This is a genomic window from Lentzea sp. NPDC036955 (assembly GCF_055608005.1).
The window spans coordinates 1-12991 of sequence record NZ_JBVJRC010000005.1; the positions used below are offsets into that span (position 1 = coordinate 1).

General features: G+C 64.4%; 17 protein-coding genes. 6 read left to right on the top strand and 11 right to left on the bottom strand.

Annotation, left to right across the window (positions count from 1 at the left end; all coding sequences use genetic code 11):
* Positions 1 to 70: 70 nt before the first annotated feature.
* The 6 genes from ACZ7CF_RS17175 to ACZ7CF_RS17200 form a co-directional block, all read right to left on the bottom strand.
* On the bottom strand, positions 71 to 334 hold the full coding sequence (locus ACZ7CF_RS17175; RefSeq protein WP_470370001.1) for a hypothetical protein: 264 nt from the start codon (positions 332 to 334) through the stop codon (positions 71 to 73).
* Between the two features lie 112 nt (positions 335 to 446).
* Positions 447 to 743: a hypothetical protein gene (locus tag ACZ7CF_RS17180; protein WP_470370002.1), complete on the bottom strand. Its 297-nt coding sequence runs from the start codon at positions 741 to 743 to the stop codon at positions 447 to 449.
* A gap of 117 nt (positions 744 to 860) precedes the next feature.
* A complete protein-coding gene (locus tag ACZ7CF_RS17185; RefSeq protein WP_470370003.1) occupies positions 861 to 1256 on the bottom strand; it encodes a hypothetical protein in 396 nt (131 codons plus the stop codon).
* Complete coding sequence (locus tag ACZ7CF_RS17190) at positions 1256 to 1687, bottom strand: RRQRL motif-containing zinc-binding protein (protein WP_470370004.1); 432 nt, start codon at positions 1685 to 1687, stop codon at positions 1256 to 1258. Before ACZ7CF_RS17190 ends, ACZ7CF_RS17185 begins: the two co-directional genes overlap by 1 nt.
* Positions 1688 to 1689: 2 nt before the next feature.
* On the bottom strand, positions 1690 to 2169 hold the full coding sequence (locus ACZ7CF_RS17195) for a Pycsar system effector family protein (protein ID WP_470370005.1): 480 nt from the start codon (positions 2167 to 2169) through the stop codon (positions 1690 to 1692).
* Positions 2169 to 2408 (bottom strand): hypothetical protein, encoded by a 240-nt coding sequence (locus tag ACZ7CF_RS17200; protein ID WP_470370006.1) that lies wholly within the window; start codon positions 2406 to 2408, stop codon positions 2169 to 2171. Before ACZ7CF_RS17200 ends, ACZ7CF_RS17195 begins: the two co-directional genes overlap by 1 nt.
* Positions 2409 to 2547: 139 nt before the next feature.
* On the opposite strand from ACZ7CF_RS17200, the gene ACZ7CF_RS17205 reads away from it, so the two are divergent.
* Positions 2548 to 3420 carry a GntR family transcriptional regulator gene (locus ACZ7CF_RS17205; protein ID WP_470370007.1) on the top strand — a complete coding sequence of 291 codons (873 nt, stop codon included), beginning with the start codon at positions 2548 to 2550 and terminating at the stop codon, positions 3418 to 3420.
* Positions 3413 to 4075 (top strand): HAD family hydrolase, encoded by a 663-nt coding sequence (locus tag ACZ7CF_RS17210; protein WP_470370008.1) that lies wholly within the window; start codon positions 3413 to 3415, stop codon positions 4073 to 4075. The genes ACZ7CF_RS17205 and ACZ7CF_RS17210 overlap by 8 nt, the downstream gene beginning before the upstream one ends.
* 2364 nt (positions 4076 to 6439) lie before the next feature.
* Here ACZ7CF_RS17210 and ACZ7CF_RS17215 read toward each other — a convergent pair.
* The 3 genes from ACZ7CF_RS17215 to ACZ7CF_RS17225 form a co-directional block, all read right to left on the bottom strand.
* Positions 6440 to 7240 (bottom strand): hypothetical protein, encoded by an 801-nt coding sequence (locus ACZ7CF_RS17215; RefSeq protein WP_470370009.1) that lies wholly within the window; start codon positions 7238 to 7240, stop codon positions 6440 to 6442.
* Positions 7241 to 7999, bottom strand: coding sequence for a hypothetical protein (locus tag ACZ7CF_RS17220; protein ID WP_470370010.1), 759 nt, complete (start codon positions 7997 to 7999; stop codon positions 7241 to 7243).
* A gap of 342 nt (positions 8000 to 8341) precedes the next feature.
* On the bottom strand, positions 8342 to 8698 hold the full coding sequence (locus tag ACZ7CF_RS17225) for a winged helix-turn-helix transcriptional regulator (RefSeq protein WP_360401844.1): 357 nt from the start codon (positions 8696 to 8698) through the stop codon (positions 8342 to 8344).
* Positions 8699 to 8781: 83 nt separating this feature from the next.
* Here ACZ7CF_RS17225 and ACZ7CF_RS17230 point away from each other — a divergent pair, with 83 nt between their 5' ends.
* The 3 genes from ACZ7CF_RS17230 to ACZ7CF_RS17240 all read left to right on the top strand — a co-directional run bounded on the left by ACZ7CF_RS17230 (position 8782) and on the right by ACZ7CF_RS17240 (position 10830).
* Positions 8782 to 9603: an NAD(P)-dependent oxidoreductase gene (locus ACZ7CF_RS17230; RefSeq protein ID WP_470370011.1), complete on the top strand. Its 822-nt coding sequence runs from the start codon at positions 8782 to 8784 to the stop codon at positions 9601 to 9603.
* Complete coding sequence (locus tag ACZ7CF_RS17235; RefSeq protein WP_458430165.1) at positions 9600 to 10319, top strand: SDR family NAD(P)-dependent oxidoreductase; 720 nt, start codon at positions 9600 to 9602, stop codon at positions 10317 to 10319. The genes ACZ7CF_RS17230 and ACZ7CF_RS17235 overlap by 4 nt, the downstream gene beginning before the upstream one ends.
* A gap of 85 nt (positions 10320 to 10404) precedes the next feature.
* Complete coding sequence (locus ACZ7CF_RS17240) at positions 10405 to 10830, top strand: carboxymuconolactone decarboxylase family protein (protein WP_470370012.1); 426 nt, start codon at positions 10405 to 10407, stop codon at positions 10828 to 10830.
* Between the two features lie 109 nt (positions 10831 to 10939).
* On the opposite strand, the gene ACZ7CF_RS17245 is transcribed toward ACZ7CF_RS17240, so the two are convergent.
* Entirely contained in the window at positions 10940 to 11149 is a 210-nt protein-coding gene (locus tag ACZ7CF_RS17245) for a hypothetical protein (RefSeq protein ID WP_458430167.1), read from the bottom strand.
* Between the two features lie 162 nt (positions 11150 to 11311).
* Complete coding sequence (locus ACZ7CF_RS17250) at positions 11312 to 12106, bottom strand: GNAT family N-acetyltransferase (protein WP_360401859.1); 795 nt, start codon at positions 12104 to 12106, stop codon at positions 11312 to 11314.
* Between the two features lie 30 nt (positions 12107 to 12136).
* Between ACZ7CF_RS17250 and ACZ7CF_RS17255 the strand changes: the two genes are divergently transcribed.
* Entirely contained in the window at positions 12137 to 12889 is a 753-nt protein-coding gene (locus ACZ7CF_RS17255) for a PhzF family phenazine biosynthesis protein (RefSeq protein ID WP_470370013.1), read from the top strand.
* Positions 12890 to 12991 lie beyond the last annotated feature (102 nt).

Below are 12991 nucleotides of genomic sequence, written 5' to 3' on the forward strand. Positions count from 1 at the left end.
TTCCACAGCAGCACCACTGCGGTGAGGGCCAGCAGCGCGCCGACCGTGAGCACGGGGAAGGGCAGGGCGTTCATCGCTGGCCCTCCGTCTCACCGGTGCTGCGCAGCGCGAGGGCGTCGTGGGAGAAGTCCGCGGCCAGCTCGCAGGCCTTGGCGTGCTCGGGGTGCGCCACGTCGGTGGTGACCGGCTTGAGCAGCGTCACGGCCAGCTCGAACCAGTCGGATACCGCGTCGTGGGAGGCGTGCATACCGGGGGCGAGCGACGCCCAGCCCAGCAGGATGCTCGACAGGTGCGACAGGTCGGTGGTGGGCTCGGGGACGGTGGTGGTGGACACTGAGGTGGCCCTTCGGTCTGTTGATCGCTTGGGGTGTTGGAACCCGGACCGGTGGTGTCTCTTGCCGGAGTTGGCCGCCGGTCCGGGCGAAAGCAAGTGGCGCGGATGCGCCTCAGAAGTCGTCTTCCTCGTCACCGACGACCGCGGTGAGTCGCGGGAAGATGGAGATCTGGCCACGCCCGCCGCAGAGCAGGCATCCGGGATGAGCCGGGGCGTCGGCGGGGCAGTACGCGCAGTCGACCGTCCGCTCGTCACGCACGTCGTCCAGCGCCATCCAGACCCGGCCGGTACCAGCACAGAGTTCACAGCCGACGTAGGTGTTTTCGTCCCAGAGCTGGCCCGATCCCTCACAGTCGGGGCACCCCTCGGCGGCGGCGGGGATGTCGAAGAGGTCGGAGTTCTCTGCCATCAAGCGTTCTCCCTGTTCTCGTTGACCGGGCGGTCCTTCGGTCTGTTGATCGCTTGGGGTGTTGGAACCCGGACCGGTGGTGTCTCTAGCCGGAGTTGGCCGCCGGTTCGGGCGTAGCTAGGCGTCGGACCTGTTGACCTGCAACCAGGTCGTCACCCAGGCCGCGGTCTTGTCGCTCGGGTCGTCCCACGTGGTGTCGGGGTCGGTGTGGAACTCCTGGCACAGCCGCACGGCCAGCGCCTGGTCCGGCAGTCCGACCGGCAGGACATGCGTCTTGCCGTTGGCGATGCGGGCCGGAGACCACTGGCTGAAGTCGATCTGCACGCTCACGCCGGCGTCGGCACCCTTGATGCGCGGGACCAGGGCGAGACCGTTGCCGATCCGCATGAACGGCAGCGGGAACTGCACGGTGGTGCCGTCACCGAACCTCGCGGTGATCGACGGGTCGAACACGACCACCTGGTTGCCGCGGTTCTCGACGTAGTGACTGGTGAGTTGCAGGTACGTGGACATCACGCGGCCTCCGTCATCTCGGTGTTCTCGTTGGCTTCAAAGCACTTCCAGCACAGACGGGTGCTGGTCGGGACCACGTACAGCGGGTCCTTGCCACAGTGGCAGCAGATGCGCCGCGCGAGGTTGGCCTTGGCCAGCGCGGTCCACTTCGCCGGCGTCATCGGCCGCACCGGCGCGGCCTTCGCAATCAGGTACAGCGACGCGAACCACGTCGTGCCCGACCCGTTGTGCCGTCCGTACAGCACCGCCACCGGGTCGGACCCGTTGGGACGCAGGCTCATCGCCCGCAACTGGCGGTAGGTGGCCAGCTTGTCCCGCGGCGCGCAGCTGTACGACAGCAACGGCAGACCGTCGTGCGTGCCACGCGTCCACTGCGGACCCTGCGCCCACACCACCGACGTGAACACCCACGGGAACGTCTTGCCCGCCACGGCTACACCACCGCCGTGACCGTCAGCGCGACACCCAGCAGCAGCAAACCAACCACCAGCAAGTCCACGGCGCGGCGCACGTTGGCGTACTTGGCCTGGGCGATCGCCGACAAGTGGCACACGTCCACCGCGAGCACGGTCGGCGACGTCTCGTCCGCGAACTGCTCCAGCAGCTCAGACGGCCGCTCCACGTAGCCCGCGAAGTGCAGGAACCCGTGCGGGGCGACCTGGGTCAGCCTCGGCCGCACCGCGGACAACAGCAGCAGCAGCACGCTGAACGCCATCGGAGCCGCGGCCAGCCACAGCACCACCTCAGCCGCGACCGGGAGGCTGCGCGTCGTCAGCGCGACCACACCCGCGAGGAACCCGCCGAACAGCGGCAGCAGCGTGGCCGCCTTGGTGTCCGCGCGCCTCAACTGGTCAGCCACATCCGCCTGCGCCTTGTCGATCCGCGCAACCACCTGGTCGTCGGTCCCGCTCATCACGCGGCCTCCGTCCCGCTCGGAACGGACGTCGCCTGAACCCGCAGAACCCGCACGGTCTGACCGGTCACCCGGTTCACCTCACGGCGCTCCCATCGAACCGCGGCCACGCCGTCCAGCAACCGCGACGTCGGCACCGGCATCTCCTCCAGCTCCGCGTCCACCTCGGCGATCACGGCGTCGATCGCCACCTCGGTCAGCCCGTCCGGGCTGAACCACCTCTGACCGTTGCTGTGCATCCGTCAAGCTCCTCAACTTGGTTAACCTGGCTAGTCAGATTCGGTCGTGAGGACGAGCTTGGGCTACATGGCTAGTCATGTCAAGAGGTTGGCTGCGACAGGACTGTCTTGGCTAGTCAGGAGGGGTATGCTCCCCGGTATGAGCGACGCAACGGACCTTCTAGACGACCTGGACCCTGACGATCCGCGCACGGAGTCTCAGCAGATCGCCAATAAGCTGCGTGCCGCGATCCTGACGCGAAAGCTTCAGCCGGGAGACAAGCTGCCATCGCAGCCGGACTTGGCCAGCCGGTACGGCGTCGCTCGGGAGACAGTGAAATCGGCTTTGCGTGTGCTGGTCAATGAGCGGCTTATTGTTAGTCGGCAGGGGAGTGGCACGTTTGTGCGCGCGGAGACGGAGCGGCCGGTAGGTCTGCGGCCACATGTTGAGTTGGCGTTTGAGCGGCCGCATATCTCTATCGATTTCGCTGGCTTCTCGGGTGAGACTCTTCGCAACACGTTGTCTGAAGTGCTGGACAAAGTGCGCGCAGGGCGGCTTACGCCTGAGTCGATTGCTGTTCGGATCATGCTCACGGATACATCGGTTCCGCTGGCATTGCCTTGTCGAGTCGACACGGGGGCGGACGATCCTGCTGTTCGCAAACGCGCCGACCGAATAACGCGACGGGCCATTGAGAGTATCGTGGACGAAGTGGAAGAGCTTGCGGATCTTGGACTTGTTAAGGCAGCGAAAGCTGAGGTTCGGGTAATCGGCATCGCGCCGCTATTCAAGCTTTACATCCTCAATAATGAAGACGCTTTCTTTGGTTTCTATCCGGTGGTGGAACACTCAGTCTCGATCGGCGGTGAGCAGGTCCCGATCTTCGATCCAATGGGCAAAGATGCCACCCTGTTCCACTACTCGGTCAGTGCGGACGAAGACACCTCTACCGCCTCTCGTTACGTCGAACAGGCTCGTACCTGGTTTGACTCCCTCTGGAACACCATTGCTCGGGAGTACGTCCGTGGCTGAGCTTCGAGACTTGCTGAATGAAGTGGACGCTGTTCTGCTGGACTTTGATGGTCCGGTCTGCGGTGTCTTTGCGGGTTATCCGGCTCCGGTCATCGCGCGAGAACTTCTGGACTTCCTGGCTGGCCAGTGCGTCGCTTTGCCTTCTGAGATAAGCGAGCTGCGTGATCCGCTTGAGGTCCTGCGCTGGACGGGCGGGCACCATCCTGTGCTCACCTCCGCTGTTGAGGAAATGCTCTGTGCCGCAGAATTGCGGGCGGTGGAAACGGCCGCGCCTACCGAGTTTGCGAACGCGGCGATTGAGGCGGCGCGAGATCGCCGTCAGTCGGTAGCGATCATTAGCAACAACTCGGGTAAAGCGATCAAGCAGTATCTCTCTTCGCATAACCTAACTCGACATGTTGGCATTGTGATTGGCAGGCCATATGCGGAACCTGACCGAATGAAGCCCAATCCGGAGAACGTTGTTCGCGCTGTCGAGAAACTTGCTATTGCGCCTAGTGCGGCGATATTCGTGGGTGACACGGTGTCGGATATGGAGGCATCACTTGTCGCTGGTGTGCATCCGGTCGGGTATGCGAAGAGCGCTGATCGCGCGCGGGCTCTCTCCGATGCCGGGGCTGAGGTCGTGATCGGGAGCATGCGGACGCTCTGCTGAGCGTCGAGGATATATCCACGGATCTTGCAGTGGCGGAGAGGAAGACAGTAGAGCGGGCTCCGCCTTTCAAACATCGGTAACTGCGGTAACTGCGGTAACCGTGCAGGTCAGACGGTTACCGCAAGGGGCGCGGTTACCGATTGCTGCGGTAACCGGGGGCGTTCGCGGCGTAGATCCGCACTGCCGGCGTGAGCGCAGGACGGCTGTAGCCGGGGGGGACTGCGGTAACTGCGGTAACCGTGCAGGTCAGACGGTTACTGCATGAGGTGAGGTTACCGATTGCTGCGGTAACCATCAGCCTCCAGCACGCGCGTCCTTTGCCCTGCGGTGAGGCATTGGTACTTGCCGCAGGAGGTGGAACTCGCGTTGCCGACGTCGATATCTATGCTGGTGGGAGCGTTTCTTGACAGAGGGCGGCTATCGCCGAACATCGCCAATGCCCCCCGGCTACAGCGTCCGTAGCGTCGTCGCGCGCCGTTCGCAGCAACGACAGGGTTACCGAGCTGATCGGTAACCACGCCCTCACCGGTAACCGTCTGACCTGCACGGTTACCGCAGTTACCACAGTTACCGACATTTGAGAGGCAGGGGAGCGCTACAGCAGCGCCAGGAACTCGGCGGGTGTCAAGCCTGCCTGTCGGATGATCGAGGCGAGCGTGCTGCGCTTCACGGTGCCGTGCCAGTCGCAGCGGTGTCGGCTGAGCCGCTTTGGGGCGGCCTGAGACGGGCGCCGGCGGGGACAGTTCGAGAGGGCCGCGAGGGACCAAGGAGGTGCAGAAGCGCACTCAGACAGTGTCCACAGTGGATCGATCCGTCTCAGTCTCCGTCTCAGTTGTCGTTCGTACGGCGCTGTTCGCGACCGTTCGTGAGCGTCCGGAGAATGTCTGAGTATTGCCTTAGCCTGCACGAACGCTCTTCGGTGGGTCTGGCCGGACAGCCGCTCGCAGACCCCGAAAGAGTATGAGGTGAGAGCCTCCGGAAGTCGATATCACTCGAATGGCGGAGTAGAAACCTTCGCAGAAGGAGAAAGATCTAGGAGTAGTTCGAGTGGTGGGCTGAACCAAACGCTAACTAATTGGCGTATAACTACAAGGCGCTGCTCGGAAGTTTAGTTTATGGAAAACGGGGGGTATGGTCTGCATGGAAAAAAAATTCGGACGTGCTCTTGTTGTATTTATTTCCTTTTTGAGCGCTGTCGCCATTCATCGTGAAGCCTCGGCGGCGGATTCGACGGAATCTGTTCGGTCGTCGGAATGGTGTCATTGCGACACTTATATAACTAGGAAGTTTAATATTCCCTTTGCTACTCCGAGGCGATTGCCTCCGGTGTTGCAGGCTGCTGGGTTTCGGCAGGTCTCGTCGTGGCAGGGCGGTGACATTGTTATCTATGCGCCGAGTGACCCATCTAATCCAAATGATGCTGGCCATGTAAGCTGGATCGATGTGCATCCAACAACAGGTGCTCCATATGATGTCGGAGCTGCCCAGGGCGGATGGCCTGAGTACACTGACGCAAATTGTAGTAATGTTTCTTCTAGGGTCTTTCCGGTCTCGTCAGCGGCGCGCACCTATTGGCGTAGGTAACGTGAGGTACGTCGCTGCGGTAACCGACCGAGCTTCGCGCTACACGGCCGTTGCGGGAGCAGGGCGGCCGTAGCCGGAAGGGCTCCGGGTCGGTAACTGCGGTAACTGCGGTAACCGTGCAGGTCAGACGGTTACCGCAGTAGGTGTGGTTACCGATCGCTGTGGTAGCTCGAACTTTCAGCACGCGCGTCAGTCTCTCTACGGCACGGAATTGGTGCTTAACGCAGATCAGAGCCCTGATCATCACATCCGGTGACCGGGGCTCTGGCGTTTCGTCTCAGTTCTCTCGTGGGTCGTCGTCAGCCGCTGACTTCCAGTTACCGGGGGAGTAGATTGCGACGACGTGGTTCTTGGCGTTCCGGACGCGCAAGTGACCGTCGATGGCCTTGATCGAGTGCCCTTTGCGCGTGCGTCGTGTGGTTGTTGCTTGACGTTCGAACCGTGATGCTCATGTCGTCATCGTCGTAGTGACGTCCGATGGTGTTACGTCGGAACTAGGGGTGCTTCGACGTTCCAGGGCACTCCAACGGCCTTTGAGCGACGTTAGGCCGGATTAAGGCGGGTCTGGAGGTCGGTAACTGCGGTAAACCGACCGCCTGCGCGGAGTGCGCAGGGGTGTGGTTCCATCGCCGGCGGGAATGTCTTCGCTGGTGACGATACCGCGTCCCCCGGCTACGGCTCATGCGATTACCGTTCTGATCGGTAACCGCGCCCCTATTGGTAACCGTCTGACCTGCACGGTTACCGCAGTTACCGACATGCAGGCAACCTTGTCACCTGCTAGTGCAGCTCATTCCCCTTGATGTACTCCAAGGTCTCCATCGCCTGATTGGGTTGGTCGACATCTACAGTGTAGGAAATCCTATCGAGAGGGCTCAGAAGACCTTCTAGGTCAAGGTTGGGCAGTGCGCTGCTGGCATAGAAGGAGACGAAGCTTCTTGCCGTACCTGCCCGCTTAACTGCATCTATGCGTGCGCGCAGCTCGCGCGCGTCAGCCTCCGCCTTGTCTGGCTTCACGTGCCAGTAGATGCGGTCCATTAGATGAGGCTGTCCGTTCACGAACGAATAGCTGAATGGAACCTGTACTGTCGGCCCGTCATCAAGCCACTTGCCGTTTACTTTGACATGCCTGTCGGGCTGAATTCCGGCATTGGAAAGGAGTTCTTCGATGGCCGCATCGAAACGATCTTCCGCTTTGTTTTTCAGTGATGCAGGTTCTTCGGGGGCCTCTACTAGCTCGGAATACAGCTGATTGAGTGTGCTCGTCCATGACGAAGAGTCAATTAGCAGGTGGCCGCCGATCTGTGCAACATAGTTTCCTCGGCGAGTCGCCTGAAGGTCGTCGACATCATTCCATTTGTTGCGCTCAGCCTTGCGTCGGTAGTACGACACCCAGGTCTTGTAGACCTCGGTATCGATTCCTCTTCCGCGGAGCTTGTGCCCATTGATCGTTCCGTCTGACTGCTCAGCGAAAAACCGGGTCAACCATCCGGACGGAGTGTGGAGCGCTACACCGATGTTTCGCGGCTCGCGGCGTCGCACATCGGGAATGTACTGGACTAGGTACCATGTGGCGGTCATCTATTCCTCACCCCGTTCCGCTGCTTCCTGATCTTCATCAAGTGACGGTGCTGTCACACTTGATTGTACGGTGCTCTTAACTAGCCTGTGGATCTCCTGCTGGCGATGAAGCAAGAAGTCTTCTAGATCGTCAGGATTCCCCGGATTGAGCAAACCGCGCCTGTCTGCTTCGGTGACTATGCCCCTGATTGCAGTCTTGGTTATCTGTTGAACTCGAACTCCCCATGAATGGAGGTCGCCGGGGTTTAGGTTCGAATCCTGGAACATGTGCCAAGACGTTCGGCTCTTCATGCCCTTTAGGCCTGACGTTCCGCTTGCGGTTTGGCCCATCAGTGCCTGGTCGTGGTCAATGACGTAGATGCCGAGGCGTGGATGGGAAATAACGTTCTTCTCATGCCTGTCGTAGTTACACACCCAGACGTCAAAGACCAGGATGCCAGCGCACAAGGACGGCTCCCGTGCGACGAGGTCATCAGGGTCCTCGGGAGCCGGCGTGCCGCCTGGAAGCTGCACGACAGCGCTGGACCACGAGAGGCGGTTATCGGGCAGTGTGCTGACGTCACCGAATGGTGTGAGGATTCCGAGTGCGTTCGCCAGGCGTGCACAGACGAACTCGTTCGCGACCATGAGCGGGTGGGCCGGTTCTTGGATCTTGATGTGGCCATCGAACGTTCCCCACCACGCGTCGTTGGAGCTCTCGCCGGACGGCGTGTCAAGCGACCTGACCTTGACTCCGACGGTCAGCCTGTTTCGGCTCACAGACGATGCTCCTTGGGCTTGCCATGGCGAGACTCGACGATCTATTGGACCGTACCGCTGGTTGCGGTCCAATAGGCAGTGCGGTATCAAGCTCCACGGCTCGCCGTGGGCGAGGCTTGAGGATCTGACAGCGTACGTACCGGTGATGTACCGAAGTCGGGCTCAGCGTAGGTCGCACCGCAGGTCAGGGCAGGTGCTCACGCGAGTCTGTAAATCCGTCGCGAAAGCTACAGAGGTTCGAATCCTCTACCCGCCACTCGACGCCAGGGGTCTCTGTCTGCGGACAGGGACCCCTCGTCGTTTTCCGGGTCAGTTCGTCCGATCGGGACTGAGTCCGAACGCTCACCCGTGCCGCGGAGCCGGCTCGACGCCGCGGCGGCGCGCGATGTCGGTCATGTTCTCCTCGCCCCAGTCGCCCAACGGCAGCAGTGCGTCGTTCAGCCGCGTGCCCTGCGGCGTCAGCGAGTACTCGACGCGGGGTGGGACCTCGTGGAACACCTCGCGGTGCACGATCCGGTCCGCCTCCAGCTCGCGCAGCACCTGGATGAGCATCTTCTCGCTGATGCCGGACACCGAGCGGCGCAGTTCGCCGGTGCGCATCGGGCCGTGGTGCAGGGCCCAGAGGATCAGGGCCTTCCAGCGGCCGCCGATCACGTCGATGGCCGCATCGAGGCCGCACGAGTACGTTCGTGGCTTCATGCTCGATCCTTACCAAAAGGTGGGTACCTGACAAAATAGTAGGTACTTGTTGTTCTGTCAGTGTCGGCACGACGATTTCGGCCATGGGGACCAAGAAATCGGTGAGCGTGCTCGGCCTCGGCCGCATGGGCAGCGCGCTCGCCTGCGCCCTGGTCGAAAAGGGCTACGACGTGACGGTGTGGAACAGGTCGGCGGACAAACCAACGCCGGCCGGCACGACGAGGGTGCGCACGACCGAGGAAGCGTTCGAGGCGGACGTCGTGGTGACGTGCCTGACCTCCTACGCGGTGCAGCAGCCGTTGCTCAGCAAGAACATCAGGACGCTGGTCAACCTCACCAGCGGCACGCCGGAGGAGGCGCGGGCCACCGCGCGGTGGGCGTCGGACAACGGGGTCGAGTACGTCGACGGCGTGATCATGGCCGTGCCGCAGCAGATCGGGACGCCGGGTGCACGGATCTTCTTCAGCGGCAACGAGGAACACCACGTGCTGGACGCGTTCGGCGAGCCGGTGCACGTCGGGCAGGACGCCGGGCTGGCCGCGCTGTACGACCTCGGGTTGCTCGGGGTCATGTGGTCCACGTTCGCGGGTTACCTGCAGGCGCTCGCGCTCACGGGTGCCGAGGGGGTCACGCCCGAGCAGCTCACGCCGATGGTCGCGGACTGGTTGCGCGAGCTCGCCGGGATGCTGCCGGAGATGGGGGAGGAGACGCGCCACCGCAACTACGAGACCGAGGTGTCCGCTTTGGACATCAACGTGGCCGGGCTGCGCATGCTCACCGAGGCCAATCGGGAGCAGGGGCTCGACACCGCGCTGCCGCAGGCGTTGCACGACCTGTACCGGCGCGCGCAGGAGCAGGGGCACGGCACGCACAGCATCGCGAGCGTCATCGAGGTGATCAGGTGAGGTACCAGGGGAAGAAGGCCGTCGTCACCGGCGGCACGCACGGCATGGGGCGCGCGGTCGTGGACAGGCTGCTCGAACAAGGCGCCGAGGTGCTGCTGACCGGGCGCAAGGCCGACGACGTCGAGCACGGCCTCTCGATGGACGCCGCGAACCTCGGCGACATCGCACGGCTCAGGGACGAGGCGAGGCGCCGGTTCGGCACCATCGACCTGCTCTTCGTCAACGTCGGCTTCTCCACGCTGACGCCGTTCGCGCAGACCGGCGAGGCCGACTACGACACGACGTTCGACGTGAACACGAAGGGCGCTTTCTTCACCGCCCAGCTGCTCGCGCCGCTGGTCGTCGAGGGTGGCTCGATCGTCTTCACCACCAGCGTCGCCACGGTGCTGGGGTCGCCGGGGCTGAGCGTCTACGCCGGGGCCAAGGCCGCGGTCAGGGCGTTCGCCAGGGGGCTCGCGGCGGAGCTGGCGCCGCGGGTCAGGGTCAACGTCGTCAGCCCCGGGTTCATCGACACCCCGTCGATGGGCGTGACCGGTGTGCCGGACGAGGTCGTCCAGCAGTTCAAGGAAGAGGGCGACCGGATCACGCCGCTCAAGCGGCACGGCACGTCCGACGAGGTGGCGAAAGCCGTGCTGTTCCTCGCGTTCGACGCGACCTTCACGACCGGGGCGGAGCTCGCCGTCGACGGTGGTCTCGGCCAGGGCGTCAGCGCCTGAGGCGAAGTTCTCGCGCCGGCCTGTCACACGTTCGCCGCCCGCCGGGTCAACAGGGCACAGGCGAAGACAGACAGGGAGAACGACGATGAGGATTGCCAACCCGGTGCTGAGCGTTCCCGGTGCGATGCAGGCGCTGCTGGCGTTGTCCGAGGCGGCCGCGACCACCGGGGTCGACAAGGACCTCGCGGAGCTGATCTGCCTGCGGGTCAGCATCATGAACGGCTGCGGGGCCTGCATCGACTACCACACCAGGCTGCTGCGCGAGGCGGGCGTCGAGGACCAGAAGATCTGGGCGATCGCGGGGTGGCGGGACGTGCCGTACTACACCGACGCGGAGAAGGCGGCGTTCGCGCTGGCCGAGCAGGTGACGCACGTGCACGTCAGCGACGAGGTGTGGAACGGGGCCGCGGAGCACTTCGACGAGGAGCAGCTGGCCGGGCTCATGCTCGTGATCGGCGCGATCAACCTGTGGAACCGCATGAACGTCGGCACCCAGCAGAAAGCCGGCTGATCCGGCGCCTCGAAGAGCGAGGCCGGCGCGCAAGAGCTTCCTCTCCCTTGCGTGCCGGCCTCACGGCGCAGCATACCTCATGTCGAACAAATGTTCGATCATCAGGCGATCAACTCGCCGCGAGCGCGGCGCGTCCGTCCTCGGTCAGCTCGGCGCACACGCGGTGCTCGAACCGGGTCGGTTCGGCCGCGCGCAGCAGTCCCGCGTGGACGAGGTCGTGCGTCGCCGTCTGGTCGCAGCACGGCAGGCCGTCGACGTACAGCTCCGGTTCCGAGCCGCCCGTCACCTCGGCCCTGCCTGCCTCGACAGCCTTCAGCATCGCGCGGGCTCTTCCGCTGAGCTCCATCTCGACCCCCAGGTGTGGTGTCCGGTCCACTTGTCCCTTTGTCGAAAAGAGTCCGCATTCGTTCCACAAGTACGGGTCGGTCCGGGTTCTTCACGGTTGCGAACGCCGTGAGCTTGACCCAGTAGGCCGTTCGGGTCACGGCGACACGCCGGGGGAGGACCTCAGCGCGGGCCGGCGCACCCACGTCGTCCAGCGCGGCCGGTAGCCGTGCGAGTACCAGAACGGCGTCGAGCGCGGGTTCGGCAGCGCGTGGTGCAGCAACGTCGACGCCACGCCTGCTCCGTCCAGTACCGCGTGGGCGTGCGCGACGAGGGCGCTGCCGGCGCCGCTGCCGCGGGCGTCGGGTCGCACGCCGAGGTGGCCGAGGTAGGCGAACGGCCGCTGCTCGGCGAACCGGTCCATCCACCCCGCGTGCCGCGGCAGGTCCACGTAGACCATCCCGACGGGCGTGCCGCCGTGGACCGCGAGCCACATCGCCTCGTGGTCGCGGTCGAGCACCTCGGCCAGCGCCGCCCGCAGGTGCTCCGCGCCGTTCGCGCGCACGGTGACCATGCCGAACTCGGCGTCGTACCGGACCGTGTGCAGGTTCAGCTCGACCGCGACGTCCAGGTCGGCGCGGGTCGCGGGGCGCACCGCGACGGTCGAGGGCCGCGCAGGGGCGGTCCGCCCGGCGAGGCGTTCCGCGACCACCGTGAGCGGGGCGAAGCCGTGGTGCAGCAACGGCGCCGCGGTCGCCGTCTCGTGGCTCGGCACGGTCACGAGCGCCGCGGTGTCGGGGTCGTCGAGACCGGTGAGCCGGGGCTCCCACTCGTCGAGCAACGCGGGCAGGTCGCAGCCGGGCCGCCAGTGCAGCCGGTGCACCCGCAGCGGCCCCCAGGTCGCCCCGATCGAGCCGGGGTCCGTCTCGGTGAAGGAGAAGTCGTCGTCCACCGGCCACTTCTACCTGGCAGGGTCGGTCCGGTGGAGATATTCGTGGTGGACTCGTTCACCGACAAGCGCTTCGCGGGCAACCCGGCCGGGGTCGTCCTCCTGACCGAACCGCGCGACGACGTGTGGATGCAGCACGTCGCCGCCGAGATGAAGCACGCCGAGACGGCCTTCGTCACCCCCGACAACCACCTGCGCTGGTTCACCCCGGAGGTCGAGGTCGACCTCTGCGGGCACGCCACGCTGGCCACCGCACACGTGCTCGGCGGCGAGCAGAGGTTCACCACGCGTAGCGGTGTGCTCACCTGCGTACCCGACAACGGGTGGATCCGGATGGACTTCCCGGCCGATCCGCCGAAGTTGACTGACCCGCCAGTCGGACTAGTGGAGGCGCTCCCACATGCGACGATCAAGTCCGTCGCGGTCGGCCGCTTCGACTACCTGATCGAACTCGGCAGCGCGGAGGAGGTCCGTTCCCTGCGGCCCGACGTCCAAGGACTGGCACAGATGTCGTCACGTGGAGTGATCGTCACGGCGGTCGGCGATGGCGAGGCGGACATCGTCAGCCGGTGCTTCTACCCGGCCGTCGGCATCCCGGAGGACCCCGTCACCGGATCGGCGCACTGCACGCTCGCGTCCTACTGGGTGCCCCGGTTGCAGCGCGCTGACCTGCTGGCGGAGCAGGCGTCGGCGCGCGGCGGGTTCGTCAGGGCTGCTCTCGCCCAAGATCGGGTGCTGCTCTCCGGGCAGGCCGTGACGGTGCTCCAGGGGCGTCTGACCGACTAGCCACGTCTGGGTGAACAGGCGTCACGCGGGGTGCTCGACCTGCCATTTCGTCCCCCGAGCGGGGTACTCTGGTGCCCCTGGAGGGGTCCTGATCATCAAGTA

Coding starts and splice junctions, on each gene's coding strand:
- ACZ7CF_RS17180 (WP_470370002.1), bottom strand. CDS start 743: ATGGCAGAGAACTCCGACCTCTTCGACATCCCCGCCGCCGCCGAGGGG.
- ACZ7CF_RS17185 (WP_470370003.1), bottom strand. CDS start 1,256: ATGTCCACGTACCTGCAACTCACCAGTCACTACGTCGAGAACCGCGGC.
- ACZ7CF_RS17195 (WP_470370005.1), bottom strand. CDS start 2,169: ATGAGCGGGACCGACGACCAGGTGGTTGCGCGGATCGACAAGGCGCAG.
- ACZ7CF_RS17200 (WP_470370006.1), bottom strand. CDS start 2,408: ATGCACAGCAACGGTCAGAGGTGGTTCAGCCCGGACGGGCTGACCGAG.
- ACZ7CF_RS17205 (WP_470370007.1), top strand. CDS start 2,548: ATGAGCGACGCAACGGACCTTCTAGACGACCTGGACCCTGACGATCCG.
- ACZ7CF_RS17215 (WP_470370009.1), bottom strand. CDS start 7,240: ATGACCGCCACATGGTACCTAGTCCAGTACATTCCCGATGTGCGACGC.
- ACZ7CF_RS17225 (WP_360401844.1), bottom strand. CDS start 8,698: ATGAAGCCACGAACGTACTCGTGCGGCCTCGATGCGGCCATCGACGTG.
- ACZ7CF_RS17230 (WP_470370011.1), top strand. CDS start 8,782: ATGGGGACCAAGAAATCGGTGAGCGTGCTCGGCCTCGGCCGCATGGGC.
- ACZ7CF_RS17240 (WP_470370012.1), top strand. CDS start 10,405: ATGAGGATTGCCAACCCGGTGCTGAGCGTTCCCGGTGCGATGCAGGCG.
- ACZ7CF_RS17245 (WP_458430167.1), bottom strand. CDS start 11,149: ATGCTGAAGGCTGTCGAGGCAGGCAGGGCCGAGGTGACGGGCGGCTCG.